Annotated in this window: 15 protein-coding genes and 1 tRNA gene; 13 read left to right on the forward strand and 3 right to left on the reverse strand. The window is 67.4% G+C overall.

What is annotated here, in order from left to right:
- Window positions 1–3 precede the first annotated feature (3 nt).
- Window positions 4–849, reverse strand: coding sequence for a methyltransferase domain-containing protein (locus tag GGQ80_RS07160; protein ID WP_183983207.1), 846 nt, complete (start codon window positions 847–849; stop codon window positions 4–6).
- A gap of 43 nt (window positions 850–892) precedes the next feature.
- Between GGQ80_RS07160 and GGQ80_RS07165 the strand changes: the two genes are divergently transcribed.
- The 8 genes from GGQ80_RS07165 (at window position 893) to GGQ80_RS07200 (ending at window position 4,587) form a co-directional block, all read left to right on the forward strand.
- Window positions 893–1,618: a ComF family protein gene (locus GGQ80_RS07165; protein ID WP_183983208.1), complete on the forward strand. Its 726-nt coding sequence runs from the start codon at window positions 893–895 to the stop codon at window positions 1,616–1,618.
- Between the two features lie 31 nt (window positions 1,619–1,649).
- Window positions 1,650–1,907: a glutaredoxin 3 gene (gene grxC, locus GGQ80_RS07170; protein ID WP_183983391.1), complete on the forward strand. Its 258-nt coding sequence runs from the start codon at window positions 1,650–1,652 to the stop codon at window positions 1,905–1,907.
- Window positions 1,904–2,722: a carbon-nitrogen hydrolase family protein gene (locus GGQ80_RS07175; RefSeq protein ID WP_183983209.1), complete on the forward strand. Its 819-nt coding sequence runs from the start codon at window positions 1,904–1,906 to the stop codon at window positions 2,720–2,722. Before grxC ends, GGQ80_RS07175 begins: the two co-directional genes overlap by 4 nt.
- Window positions 2,719–3,141, forward strand: coding sequence for a DUF1178 family protein (locus tag GGQ80_RS07180; RefSeq protein WP_183983210.1), 423 nt, complete (start codon window positions 2,719–2,721; stop codon window positions 3,139–3,141). Before GGQ80_RS07175 ends, GGQ80_RS07180 begins: the two co-directional genes overlap by 4 nt.
- 186 nt (window positions 3,142–3,327) lie before the next feature.
- Window positions 3,328–3,777 (forward strand): LuxR C-terminal-related transcriptional regulator, encoded by a 450-nt coding sequence (locus tag GGQ80_RS07185; RefSeq protein WP_343050923.1) that lies wholly within the window; start codon window positions 3,328–3,330, stop codon window positions 3,775–3,777.
- A gap of 37 nt (window positions 3,778–3,814) precedes the next feature.
- The gene (locus GGQ80_RS07190; protein ID WP_183983211.1) at window positions 3,815–4,006 is read left to right on the forward strand and encodes a hypothetical protein; all 192 of its coding nucleotides are present in this window, start codon (window positions 3,815–3,817) and stop codon (window positions 4,004–4,006) included.
- Between the two features lie 7 nt (window positions 4,007–4,013).
- Entirely contained in the window at window positions 4,014–4,475 is a 462-nt protein-coding gene (locus tag GGQ80_RS07195) for a hypothetical protein (RefSeq protein ID WP_183983212.1), read from the forward strand.
- Between the two features lie 35 nt (window positions 4,476–4,510).
- Window positions 4,511–4,587, forward strand: a tRNA-Arg gene (locus tag GGQ80_RS07200).
- 48 nt (window positions 4,588–4,635) lie between these two features.
- On the opposite strand, the gene GGQ80_RS07205 is transcribed toward GGQ80_RS07200, so the two are convergent.
- Together GGQ80_RS07205 and GGQ80_RS07210 are read right to left on the reverse strand one after the other, a co-directional pair.
- A complete protein-coding gene (locus GGQ80_RS07205; protein WP_221364232.1) occupies window positions 4,636–4,983 on the reverse strand; it encodes an FkbM family methyltransferase in 348 nt (115 codons plus the stop codon).
- Window positions 4,984–5,039: 56 nt separating this feature from the next.
- A protein-coding gene (locus tag GGQ80_RS07210; protein WP_183983213.1) for an IS5 family transposase occupies window positions 5,040–5,797 on the reverse strand; the annotation gives its coding sequence in 2 pieces (ribosomal slippage) (window positions 5,040–5,473 and window positions 5,473–5,797; 759 coding nt in all).
- Window positions 5,798–6,684: 887 nt separating this feature from the next.
- Here GGQ80_RS07210 and GGQ80_RS07215 point away from each other — a divergent pair.
- The 5 genes from GGQ80_RS07215 to GGQ80_RS07235 all read left to right on the forward strand — a co-directional run bounded on the left by GGQ80_RS07215 (window position 6,685) and on the right by GGQ80_RS07235 (window position 13,282).
- The gene (locus GGQ80_RS07215; protein WP_183983214.1) at window positions 6,685–7,632 is read left to right on the forward strand and encodes a LysR family transcriptional regulator; all 948 of its coding nucleotides are present in this window, start codon (window positions 6,685–6,687) and stop codon (window positions 7,630–7,632) included.
- A 266-nt stretch (window positions 7,633–7,898) separates the two neighbouring features.
- Entirely contained in the window at window positions 7,899–10,199 is a 2,301-nt protein-coding gene (locus GGQ80_RS07220) for a TonB-dependent receptor domain-containing protein (RefSeq protein WP_183983215.1), read from the forward strand.
- 28 nt (window positions 10,200–10,227) lie between these two features.
- The gene (locus GGQ80_RS07225) at window positions 10,228–12,018 is read left to right on the forward strand and encodes an ABC transporter ATP-binding protein/permease (RefSeq protein ID WP_183983216.1); all 1,791 of its coding nucleotides are present in this window, start codon (window positions 10,228–10,230) and stop codon (window positions 12,016–12,018) included.
- 95 nt (window positions 12,019–12,113) lie between these two features.
- Complete coding sequence (gene trxA / locus GGQ80_RS07230; RefSeq protein WP_183983217.1) at window positions 12,114–12,437, forward strand: thioredoxin; 324 nt, start codon at window positions 12,114–12,116, stop codon at window positions 12,435–12,437.
- Window positions 12,434–13,282 carry a hypothetical protein gene (locus GGQ80_RS07235; protein ID WP_183983218.1) on the forward strand — a complete coding sequence of 283 codons (849 nt, stop codon included), beginning with the start codon at window positions 12,434–12,436 and terminating at the stop codon, window positions 13,280–13,282. Before trxA ends, GGQ80_RS07235 begins: the two co-directional genes overlap by 4 nt.
- Window positions 13,283–13,290: the final 8 nt, after the last annotated feature.

The following is a 13,290-nucleotide window of genomic DNA, read 5'->3' on the forward strand; positions in this document are numbered from 1 at the left end:
AGTTCAGCTAGCCGCCGGATCGGGCTTGCCGATCGCGGCGGCGAGCGAGGCGGTGGCGCTGCCTCGCCGCGCGGGCTTGGGCTGCGACGGATCGGGGGCCCAGCCGGTCAGGAACAGGATCTGGAAGCGTTCGGTGGTGCGGCCATCGGCGTCGGCGGCCTCGGCAAAGGCGGCGGCGGCGCGCGCCAGCGTGTCGCGCGCCAGCGGCGTTCGGCGCGCCAGCACGTTCGAGGCGCCCATGCCGCGCAGGTCGTCGAGCAGGCGGCCGAGGCTGCGATAGCGCACGTCGAGCGTCTCGACGTCGGCGACGGGCAGCGTGAAGCCGGCGCGGACGAGCAGGTCACCGGCGGATCGCACGTCGACGAGCGGATGGAAGCGCGCCGCGGGCCGGTCGCCCTCGGCAGTGCGGAAGGCGCTGCGCAGCGCCGGCAGGCTGCCCGCGCCGATGAGGGCACCGACGAACAACCCGTCGGGGCGGAGCACGCGGCGGATTAGCGACAGCGCGCCGGGGAGGTCGCCGACCTGGTCGAGCACGCCGGCACTGACCACCGCATCGAAGCTGGCATCGGCGAAGGGCAGCCGGTCTTCATCGCCCTGCACGCCGCCGATAGCGTGCGCGAAGGCAAAGCCCGGATCGATTCGCGCCATGCGTGCTGCCGGGACGGTGAGCGTCGTATCGGCGGCACCGATATCGAGCGCCTCGGCAAAGGGGCGGGTGACGGCGGCGAGCCGTTCTTCGATCCCGTCGACCATCGCGGCGCGCAGGAAGTCATGCTCGGCCCAGCGCGTGGCGGCGCGGTCGCGGCGGCGGCGCCGGGCGGCGCGATCGAAAAGGTCGGGAGGGCTCACGAGGCCGCTTGTGCCCGGCGGCCGGGGGCGGAACAAGGCGGCGATGCACTTGCTGGTGGATTCGTTGGCTCGGCTCGGCGCGCTCGCATTGCCGCCGCGCTGCTGCGGCTGCGGCGAGCCGGTGACGGCGGATCACCAATTTTGCGCAAGCTGTTGGCATCGGCTGCGTTTCCTGACGCCGCCCTGGTGCGCGTCGTGCAACCTGCCGTTCGACTATGACCGAGGTGAGGGGGTCTGTTGTGCCCGCTGTCTCGCGTCGCCACCCCGTCACGCCGGGGTCCGCGCCGCCGTGGCCTATGGCGATATCGCGCGGCGGCTGGCGCTGAAGCTGAAATATGGCGGACGGATCGGCGTGGCGGAGACGATGGCGCGGCTGATCGCCCGACAGGTGCCGCCCGGCATCGACCTGCTGGTGCCGGTGCCGCTGCATCGCTGGCGGCTGTGGACGCGCGGCTACAACCAGGCCGCGCTGATCGCGGGCGCGCTTGCACGGCGGCTGGGCATTGCCGAGGACCGCGCGGTGCTGACGCGGGTGCGGCGAACGCCCGTGCTGCGCGGGATGGGGCCGAAGGCGCGGTCGAGGGCGGTCGCCGGTGCCTTTCGCGTCGGCGATGCGACACGGCTGAGGGGGCGGCACGTCGGGCTGGTCGACGACGTTTTGACCAGTGGTGCGACGGCGCAGGCGTGCACGCGCACGCTGCTGCGCGCCGGTGCGGCGTCGGTCACCATCCTGTGCTGGGCACGCGTGCTGCCGGGTGATGGCGATTGACAAGCGTGGCGGCAGTCCACACCTCCACGCCATGGCGAAGATCGAGATCTATACCAAGGAATGGTGCCCCTATTGCACCCGGGCGAAGCGCTTGCTGGAGGCGAAGGGCGCCGCGTTCGAGGAATATGACATCTCGATGGGCGGCCCCCAGCGCGCCGAGATGGTGGAGCGGGCCAACGGGCGGTCGACCGTGCCGCAAATATTCATCGACGGCGCGCATATCGGTGGGTCCGACGACCTGGCGGCGATGGATTCGCGCGGGGAGCTCGACCGACTGCTCGCGGGATGAGATTCGCGCTGCTCCAGATGACGAGCGGCATCGATCCCGCCGCCAACGCGGCGCGGCTGACGAGCGCGATCGATGATGCTGCAAGGGCCGGCGCGGCGATGGTGTTCACGCCCGAGATGTCGGGCCTGCTCGACCGGGATCGCGAGCGGGCGGCGGCCAGTATCTGCGCGGAGGGCGACGATCGCGTCCTGGCGGCGGTGTCCGACGCGGCGGCAGCCGCCGGCATCTGGGTGCATCTCGGCTCGCTGGCGGTGCGGCGTGAGGACGGGCGGCTGGCGAACCGCGGGTTCGTGATCGACGACCAGGGCGCGATCCGGGCGCGATACGACAAGATGCATCTGTTCGACGTCGACCTGCCGAGCGGCGAGCGCTGGCGCGAAAGCGCGAGCTATGCGGCGGGCGAGGAGGCCTGTGTGGTCGCGACGCCGGTCGGTTTGCTGGGGCCGTCGATCTGCTACGATCTGCGCTTTCCCGCACTTTACCAGGCGCTGAGCCAGGCCGGGGCGACGGTCCTGTCGGTTCCTGCCGCCTTCACCCGCCCGACCGGCGCGGCGCATTGGCATACGCTGCTGCGGGCACGCGCGATCGAGAATGCCGCCTTCGTCGTCGCGGCGGCGCAGACCGGCGAGCATGACGACGGCCGCGCCACCTTTGGCCATTCGCTGGTGGTCGATCCGTGGGGCGAGGTGGTGCTCGACATAGGCGAGGAGGCGGGGCTGGGCATCGTCGAGATCGACCCCGACGTGGTCGCGGTGGCGCGGGGACGTATCCCGGTTCTTCTGCATCGCCGAGCGATCACGGCGGTTTCGCGGTGATCGTCTACGACTTGCGATGCGGCGGCGGCCATGTCTTCGAGGCATGGTTCGCGTCGAGCGTGGCCTATGACGACCAGCGCGACGCGGGGCAGCTTGCGTGCCCGCTGTGCGGCGATGAATCGATCGGCAAGGCGGCCATGGCGCCGGCGATTCCGGCCAAGAGCAACCGGGCGCCTCCACCGGCGACGGTCAAGGCCGCCCTGAAGGCGCTGGCCTGCGAGCAGGCGAAGGCGCTGGAGGGATCGGAATGGGTCGGCGGACGCTTCGCCGATCGCGCCCGCGCCATGCACCAGGGCGACGAGCCCAACGCCCGGATCCATGGCCAGGCCAGCCTTGCCGAGGCCAAGGCGCTGATCGACGAGGGTGTTCCCGTCGCACCGCTGCCGTTGCCGATCATCCCGCCCGAGCAGGCGAATTAATGCGCCAACGATCGACGGACACGGCGAAATATTCATCTTGATCGTAATTGGGGATGTCACCGTCCGGACGAGCGAATAACGTCGCGCCGTGAGCAGTGACGAGCGATTCCCTCTTTCGACCATCCGGGGCGATTGTCGGCGGCTGTGCGATTCCGACGGCGGAGGGGCGATCGTGGCGGGTGGCGCGTGACACCACGGGCACGCGAATGCCTGCGCCTCGTCTGGAACAAGCGGGCAACGTCGAAGGAAATCGCCGCCGAGCTGGGGATCAGCAAGGCGACTGTCGACGGCTATATCGCCGACGCGGTCGTCGAGTTGGGCGCGCGCGACCGCCGCGACGCAGCGGCGATGCTGTTCGGCGGCACCCGTGCCGAATCAGGGGATGATCCGGCTCGGGTAGTGGCGCCGACGCCGGTCGAGGCACCGCCGGCATCGTCGACGGAGCAGCCGCCGGCAGCGCGGCCCTGGCGATCGCGAGGCCGTCCGCTCAACACGCTGTCGCTGGCGCAGACGATCGGATGGATCGCGGTGATCGCGATCGGTTCACTCGCGGGGCTGGCGTTGGCGATGGCGATCGGCAGCGGGCTGCCCCCGGTAGCCATGCCTGTCATCGAGGCGATCCGTCGGCTGACATGAATAGCGGGGCATCGACCCCGTGCCGAGGGGACGACCGATGCTCAACACGAAGATGACCGCCGTTCGCGAAGTTACCGAGCTGTTTGTGGCGCTGAAGGCGCAGATCGACGAGGCGATGGTGACGCGTGCCCGGTTGGAAACTGCGCTGATCGAAGGCCGCCGCAAGGCACGACTGCCGCTCGGCGCGGGGCTAGACGGGATGGAGAAGGTGGCTGGCATGGCGCAATGAGCTCTGGATGAGCATTCCCGTCTTTTTCGCCTGGATGGCGTTGTGCTGCGGCTATGCGATCTGGCGCGGCGGGGCGCCCGAGCGGATTGCCGCGGGATTGCAGATGGGGGCGTATGTGCTGACGTTGCTGCTCCACTACGCCATCGATGCAGCGGGCTATCGCTCGGCCAGCGTCGCCACGGCGGCGATCGACGTGTTGCTGGCGGCGCTGGCGATGCTAGGCTGGCGGTCGACGCGGTTCTGGCCGCTGTGGATCGCGGCCTGGCAACTAGCGGCGATCGTCGCGCATCTCGCCAAGACGATCGATCCCGCGATGCTGGCAAGCGGCTATGCCATCCAGGCGCAGTTCTGGGCCTATCCGATGCTCGCCGCGACGGCCGCCGGCGCCTGGCGTCACCGACAGCGCCTCCGCCAGGGTCGCGACGATCCATCCTGGAAGTCCGCGATCGACCCGCGCGTTGCGCATTGACCCGCGGCCTCCGCAAAACTACGCATCCTGCCGCTGCCCCCGTAGCTCAGCCGGATAGAGCGACGGTTTCCTAAACCGCAGGTCGGAGGTTCGAGTCCTCTCGGGGGCACCATTTAGCCGGGGCTTGGCTGAGGCCTTCTTGCCCCCATTGTCGCCCGAACTACCGTGTGGCAGCGGCTGTCCTAACCCCGCAATCTGCCGTGTCGGGCAGCGCGCCGGTCTTCGCAAGACGTGCAAATTCCTGAGCGTCGACCCAGTCGCTCAGGACCAAGTCGCCGCTGTACATCGGGTTTACGTTAATGATGATGTCGCCCCGGCGGGCGAGATATGAAACACAGTCAAGAAGCTTCTCAATTTCGTCGAGATGGTACTCGAATGTCACCAGCGGAATTGACGATGATAGGCCACGCAAGACCTCCGGTTCGTAACCCTCCACGTCGATCTTGCAAAGGTCGAGCGTACCGTATTGACGGATAAGAGCATCAAGCGTGGAAACATCAACCTCCAACTTATCAACTGCCGCTCCATCGATCGATAGATATGGCTAGGGTCAGGGCTCGTTGATCAGAGCCAGAAGATGACGGTGGCGGCGAGGGCGACGGCGGAGAAGAAGGCGATTGGGCAGCGGTCGTAGCGGGTGGCAACGCGACGCCAGTGTTTTAGCCTGCCGAACATGATCTCGATGCGGCTGCGACGCCGGTAGCGCCGCTTATCGTATCTCACCGGCTCGTTGCGGGATCGCCGGCCCAGGATGCAGGGCTGGATGCCTTTGGCCTGCAGGGCGTCGCGCAACCAGTCGGCATCATAGCCGGGGTTGCCGAGCAGCCACTGCGCCTTTGGCAGGTCGTCCAGCAGCGCAGCGGCGCCGACGTAGTCGCTGACCTGTCCGGCCGTCATGAAGAAGCTCAGCGGACGGCCATTCGCGTCGGCCAGCGCATGCAGCTTGGTGTTCAGCCCGCCCTTGGTGCGACCGATCAGGCGGCCAAGGCCCCCTTTTTGACCCGCAGGCTGGCAGCCGTGCGATGCGCCTTCAGGTAGGTCGCGTCGATCATCACCGTCTTCGGCTCAGCATCTGCCGCCGCCAGCCCTTCCATTATTCGGGTGAACACGCCCGCCGCGCCCCAGCGCTTCCAACGGTTGTACAGCGTCTTAGGCGGCCCGTAGGCGCTGGGTGCATCGCGCCAGCGCAGGCCGTTCTTGTTGACGAACACGATGCCGCTCAACACCCGCCGGTCGTCCACACGTGGCCTGCCGTGGCTCTTGGGGAAGAACGGCAGCAGCCGCTCCATCTGCTCGTCCGTCAGCCAGAACAGATCGCTCATGCCAGTCTCCTCGCAGAGCCTGAATCAGATCGCCGCCCTCATATCAATGGGTCCTGACCCTAGTCAGCACGTAAGCTGGCAGTGGAGTCGTCGTCGACGAAATTCAACGTGGTGCGACCGGGAGCAGCTCCGAGCGCGCTAGAAACGAGCGTGAAATCGGAGTTTCTTCCAAATTTATAGTTGATCGCGGGAAAGCAGTTCGGATTCGGCTCCACCGCGATGACGCGGAAACCGGCGGCAAGAAAGACTTGACTCTTCTGGCCCACGTGTACCCCACGTCGAAGACGAGGGCGCCGGGCGTTAGGTAGCGCAAATAGAGCTCCCGTTCGACATCGACGAGACGCTGAGACGATCCAATGAATCGGCGGACCAACGAGCGAACAGGTGCATAAAGACCGGTTGCTTGCAGGATCCGCTTTGCGCGCCAAGTCATTACCACAATACTTCCTCCCTGACTATTTGGTTCAGACTATCATTACCGTCTCGGGCGTCGGGCGGTGGCGGCGAGCCCGAATCGGGACGGCAGCCCGCCGACCTTTGAGCTTCACACTTTCTACCGAACGTTAAGCGAATTCTTGCGGAGCGTGTAGGAGGGGCGCCTCCGACGTAAGGTCATCCGACGATGAGGCGAACGCCCAGCCTTTCCCAGATGTCGACCTTCCGACCGACTCGCCTGGTTATCGATCGACCATATCGAACAACAACGGTGCGGACTTCGCACCGGGACGGGGTGGATCGGTCGCTGGTTTTGCGCATGTGAGCGCGGCGTTGGCGGTCGGCAGAATTCCTTTGCCCGTCGGGCAGCACACGCTTTTCTTACGGCCGGGATGCTAGCAGACGGCGACAGGTGAGGGCCCCATTCGGGGGCATAGCGATCCGGGGACCGTATGGACGTCGACGACACCGCGCTGCGCCGGCTGAACCTCAACCTGATCTATTCGCTCGACGCCATTCTCCACGCGCGGTCGCTGACCGACGCGGGACGACAGATCCATCTGGGACAGCCGGCGATGAGCGGCGCGTTGCGTCGGCTGCGCGAGCAGTTCGATGACCCGCTCGTCACCTTCACCGGCGGCGAGCCTCGGCTGAGTGCCTTGGCGTTGGTGCTGCGTCCGAAGGTGCGCCAGCTGATGCAGGGGATCGACGAGACGTTCCGCCTGTCGCTGCACTTCGATCCCAGGACGGCGCGGCGGACGTTCAGGATCGCCACCGGCGAGGCGCTGGAGATCATGCTGATGGGGCGCGTGGTCGGCACGATGCTGGGGAAGGCGCCGTTCGTCGACATCGAGATCGTGCCGCTCGATCATGGGGCGCCGGCGAGCGCCTTCAGCCAGGGCGTCGACCTGATCATCCTGCCACAACGACTGGCTGTTCCAGGACTGCCGGAGAGGCCGCTGATGGCAGAACATTTGTCCTGCATGGTCTGCGATCGACATCCGAGCGTCGGCCAGGCGCTCTCGATCGACGAGTATCTGGCGCTGCCGCATGCTGTCGTCGGTGACGCCTCGTGGCCGGCGGCGCACTTCAGCCGTTCGGTGCGCGAGCTGTTGGCGCGGCGTAGGATCAGCCTGCGCACCAGCCGGTACGCGGCGTTACCGCAACTGCTGACCGGGACCGAACTGGTCGCCACGGGCAGTACCTGGTTGTTCCAGCATCAGGCATCGATGGGCGCGCTGCGAGTCTTCAAGGCACCGTTCCATGTCGAGCGCGACGTGATCGTCGCGCAAAGGCCGGCTGGCGCGGGCGATGATCCGGCGATCGAATGGCTCCTCGGCCAGCTGGAGCAGGCGACCGCCACATTTCCCGGTGGGAGGGACTGGCATCGGCCGCGATGATACCGGCCATCACGCCTTTCGATTTGCCCCGGCCGCGCCGTCGTCGCAAGCTATTGGCGAAAGACGAATTATCCGGCCGACGTCCCATCAGATGGAGCGTGAGCCGGACAGGTGATGTCGCAGGAGATTTCGGTCGGGCCGGGGGGCGACCGAAATCAGGCCGCCCGTGCTCGGGCGGATCAGGACGCTGCAAGCCGGTCGAGATCGCGCCGATGCCGTAGTACGGCGCGGCGTGGACCGGCGCAGGGCCGCTGAAGGGAGGCGATGTGGGGGCGATCAAGGCGGTCTTGAGCAGTGTCGCACTGACGGCGATCGCTGCTGTATCGTGCCCCGGCAGCGCGGCGGCCCGTGGCGTGTCGGGCCGCATCAGCCTGCCGTCGCTCCCGCTTCGCGACGCGTTGGCGGAGATCGCGGCAAGGACGGGCGTGGTGGTGACCGTCGACCCCGATATTCCCGCCGGTCTGCGTTCGCGCGCGGTGAGGGCCGCCCCGGACGCGCTGGCTGCCGTGCGACAGGCGGTGGCCGACACCGGCCTGGCGGTCGACACCGGCCCTGACGGTCGCCTGACGGTGGTGGGTGAGGTCGTCGTCACCGCGCGGCGGGACGAGGCGGAGACGGGGCTGCCGATCCGGCACACGTCGACGTCCAGCCGCCTCGGCGATTCGCTTCGCGAACAGCCGCGCAATACGCAGGTGTTCGGCGCGCGTCTGCTGGCCGAGCAGCAGGCGCAGACGATCCCCGATGCCCTGCGCAACGCCGGCGGCGTGTCGGTGAACACTGCAACTGTGCAGGGGGGCACGGGCTATTCGGTGCGCGGCTTCGCGAGCGGCGGCGTGCAGAACGGCCTGCCGGGGTCGACCGCCGACGGGGTCGCGGTGGGGGTGACCCAATCGATCGCGAACGTCGAGCGCGTCGAGGTGCTGAAGGGCCCCGACGCGCTGCTGGCCGGGGTCGGCAACCTGGGCGGCACGATCAACGTCGTGACCAAGAAACCGAGCGCCGAGCCGTATCTCTACGTCAGCGGTGAAACCGGATCTTACGGCCGGATGCGCGGCACGATCGATGCCACCCGTGGGCTGAACGATGCCGGGACGATCAGCGCACGCGTCGTCGCCACCGCCGCCAGCGCGGATCGCAACTTCGGCGGCTATCGCGGCAATGAGGATTATCTTCTCGCGCCCAGCCTGCGCTACAAGGACGAGCGGACCGACGTCGTCCTGTCGATCAGCGCCAGCAACCAGATCTTCGGATTGCAGCCGTTCGTGCCGCTCAATCCGGGGGCGAACATGCCGTTCGACTATCCGCGCGATCGCCCGATCGTGTCGCGCGACCAGTTCCTGCGAGTCGGCACCACGCAATATTATGGAGAGGCCACGCGCGAGATCGGTAACTGGCTGACGCTGGTCGCGCGGGCGCAGCACCAGGACCTGCGGCTCGACCTGAAATATTACGGTGTCCTGTTCGTCGCCAGCTCTTCGGGTGTCGTCGGCCTGACCACCGGCGATGCGCGCCAGACCGGTGCTGCAGATGCGCTGGACGGCTATGCCCGGATCAGCGTCACCACAGGGCCGGTCGAGCACGTGCTGGTCGGCGGCTACACCCATGTCGAGAACGACACCCGAGCCTTCAGCGCGTCGGGGTCTGACCTCGTCTTCCAGAACATCTTTACCGATCCCGTCCCGGCACCGCTCTTGCCGGTCGACCGGCAGGACTATCGACTGTCGAGCAGCCAAGACGGGGCTTACGGCCAATATTGGCTCACGGTCGGTCCGGTGCGGCTGATCGCGGGAGTTCGACATAATCGATACGACAGTTCGATCGTCATCCCGAACCACGACAGTTCCCCGCAATCCAAGTCAGCGACGACGCCGAATGTCGGCGTGGTGGTCGATGTCTCGAATGATGTGTCGCTGTTTGGGGCGGCGGCATGGGGCTATGTGCCGACCTTCTCGCCCGATCGTAGCGGGAACCTGCTGCCCGACACCCACACCCTGAACCTGGAGGGCGGGGTCAAGGTAGATCTGGCGGACGACCGGCTGTTCCTCGTCGCTTCCTATTTCAAGCTGCGACAAAGCAATCTTATCATCGTCGATCCGATCGACCCCCGCTATTCGATCGCCGTGCCCGGGCAGCAGGGGAAGGGGATCGATGTAAACCTGACCGGCCAGGTTGCGAAGGGGTGGCAGGTCCAGGCCTCGCTGACCCGCATCGACTATTCGTTTCCGACGCCGTTCAGGTCCGGCATCGTCGTTCAGGGACAGCCGCGCGACCAGTACGGCATCTACACGTCATATCGCCGTGCGCTGGGCATGATGGCCAGCGCCGGTCTGGGGGCAGGGGTCTATGGACGGTCGAGCGCGTCGGTCAATCGAAGGGGCAGCTATTATGTGCCCGCGGCGGTGCAGGCCGACCTCAATGCGTTCCTGACCGTCGGCAGGCTCGACCTGAACCTCGGCGTGCGCAATATGTTCGATCGTCGGAATTATGGGATCACCTATTCGCCGAGCTTCATCCCCCGGCAGGAGCCACGCAACTGGCGCCTGACCACCGGCTACCGGTTCCAGTGATGGTCCCCCGCGGCGAGCAGCGCGTCCCATGATCCCGCAGCCTATCCCGACGGGCGAGGCGGCGCGCGAGGCCGGGCTGGCGTCACCCCAGCGGCCGGCAGGTCGCTGGAGCCACCTGCTGCGCCTGTTCGGCGACTATTGGCTGTCGCACGACTGGAAGTTCGCGTGGTTCGGGGCGGCGGTGCTGCTGCTCTATCAGTTCGGCAACGCCTGGATCATGATCGCCGGCATTCGCTGGCAGCAGGCGTTCTTCGACAGCATCGAGGCGCGCCAGGCGGGGCGGTTCGTGCCGCTGCTGCTGGTGTTCGTCGGGATACTTGCGGCGCAGATCGTCGCCTCGCTCGTCTACACCTGGACGACGATGATCCTCGGGATGCGCTGGCGGACGGTGCTGACTGCACGCTATCTCGACCGTTGGATGGCGCGAAACCGCTATGCTGAGATCGAGCGGCTGCGCCTGATCGACAACCCCGACCAGCGCATCGCCGACGATATCGCCGTGGTGACCGGTGGGCAGGTCAACGGGTTCGGCGTGGTGAACGTCGCCTTCGGCGTCATCGGGATGGTCGTCGGATCGTACAGTCTGATCGTGGTCCTGCTGGAAACCGCCGAGCCGTTTCGCTTTGCGCTATTCGGGCGAGCCGTGGTGATCCCCGGCAGCACGATATGGTACGCCGTCCTCTATTCGCTGTTCGGCAGTATCGTCGTCACACGGATCGGGCAGCCCTTCGTTCGGGCGCTGATGCGCCAGCAGCACCGCGACGCCGATTTTCGTGCCTCTATGATCCAGGTGCGCCGCCAGGCCGCGCAGATCGGTTTCGCCGGGGCAGCGTCGGTCGAGCGAGCGACGCTGGGCACCGCATTCGACCAGGTGCGCCACAATTTCCGCAGCGTTACCTGGAGCTTGCTCGGCATCAACGCGGGCCAGGGCGTCTACGAGCGAATCGGCAGCATCCTGCCGCTGTTCCTGATGGTGCCGCGCTATTTTGCGGGCGCGATTAGCTTCGGCCAGGTCATGGGCGCGCGCGATGCGTTTCAGCAGCTCGTCGGGCAGCTGTCGTTCATCGTCCAGATCTATGGGCGGATCGGCGTCCACATCGCCTGTCTCAACCGGTTGAAGGCGCTCGACGACGCGATCGACCAGCAGCGGGTGCGCGGCATTTCGGTCGACGCTGCGGCCTCGGGAGGCGCGGTGCTGAGGACTCGCGGGCTGGCGGTGCATCGCCCCGATGGCGCGGGATTGCTCGATATCGGCGATTGGTGCGTGCAGCGTGGCGAGCGCTGGATCGTGCAGGGACCGTCGGGTGTGGGCAAGAGCACGCTGCTGCGCGCGATCCTGGGCCTGTGGCCGGACGGCGCCGGCGAGGTGTCGCTGGCGGCGGGGCGGGCGATGACGGTGCCGCAGCGGCTCTATCTGCCCAGCGGTACGCTGAAATCGGCGGTCTGCTTCCCCGACCCCGACTCGATGCACGACGACGCCCAGATCGTCGCGTTGCTCGACGAGGTCGGCCTGTCGGCGCATCGCGACCAGCTGCATGCCGTGCGCTTCTGGCAGGACGAATTGTCGCCGGGCGAGCAGCGGCGCGTGGCGCTGGCGCGGATCCTGCTGCACCGGCCCGAGCTGCTGATCCTCGACGAAGCGACCAGCGCGCTCGACGGCGACAATGCGCGTCGCTTTCACGAACAGCTGCTGGCGGCACTGCCGGGCGTCACGTTGATCAGCGTCGTCCACGACGATGCGCTTGCGGTCTTTCACACCCACCGGCTGGTCGTCGGCAACGGTGTCGCCGCGGCGGCGCCGATCGGGGACGCCGCATGAGCGATCCGACCACGACGATCAGGCCATGGCCGCACGAAGCGCAAGGCCGGAGCGCCGCGGCGGGTGATGGCGACGCAATACGAGGAGCAACGAGCATGGCGGAAGCCCGGAACGTTACCGCCGGGTCGTTCGAACGCGAGGTCCTGGCCGCGCCGGGACTGGTGCTGATCGACCTGTGGGCGCCATGGTGCGCACCGTGCCGGGCACTCGCGCCCGTGATCGACGATATCGCCGACGATTTCGGCGATACGCTGACGGTCGGCAAGATCGACGTCGACGCTGAACCGTCCCTGCGCGACCGGCTGATGGTTCGCTCCGTCCCGACGCTGATCCTGTTCCGCGGCGGCGAGGAGCTGGCGCGCGCGACGGGCAACCAGTCGCGCGCACGCCTGACGGCATGGATCGAGGCACATCAATGACCATCGCATTCCATGGCGATCCGGCCTTGCAGTCGCAGCTGGTGTCGCGGCTCGGCCAGCACCGCGCCGACGGCACGCTGATCATCGGGGACACACGGTGGGACGGCGCGCGGGGCAGTCCGCTCGGCGTGCTGACCCACGATACCAGCATCGTATCACTGGCGACGCTGACGGGCTATCCGCTGGCGCTGGCGGGGCTGCTCGACCCGCTGGCGGCGATCATCCGCGGTCCGGAGGCCGCCGGTCGATTTGCGCGGCAATGGTTGTCGACGGCGATCGCGGGGGCCGACCTGGCGCCGGTGCCCGCGTTGATCGTCCTCGACCTGCTCGACCATCTGCCGCACGACATCATCGACTGCGCCGTGGTGACGCAGGTTGGCCGGTTGCATCGCGCGACGATCGCGGGAGAAAGCCTACCCCGGGCGGCATGGAATGCTTGTCGGCAGGCGATCATCGAGCAGGACGACGTCGAGGGCGACGAGGCGCGCAGCGCGGTGCTCGACCTCGTCGAGGCCGCGGCATGGCCGACGCGGGGCAGCCGATCGGTCCTGGCGACGATGATCATGGCCTGGTGCCGCCTGGCGGAATATGAGGGCCGAAGCGAATGGTCCGCCGCCGACGAGGATCGGGCGCAGGCAATGCTGCGGTCGTTGTGGGACGAGAACCGGGGCCGCCGCGAGGCTGGCGACGTGATCTGTTATCCTGCGCTTTTCGCCGAACGCGACCCATCGCTCGCCTCGCGCTTCGAGGCGAATCTCAGCGATGCCAATCGCCGCTATCTGGCGCGGGTGGACATGGCGGCGACGCTGGTCATCGACCGGATCGCGTCGGTGCGTCGCGCATAATCCTAAGG

Origin of the sequence: Sphingomonas jinjuensis, assembly GCF_014197105.1 — a bacterium.
Classification (GTDB): Bacteria; Pseudomonadota; Alphaproteobacteria; order Sphingomonadales; family Sphingomonadaceae; genus Sphingomonas; species Sphingomonas jinjuensis.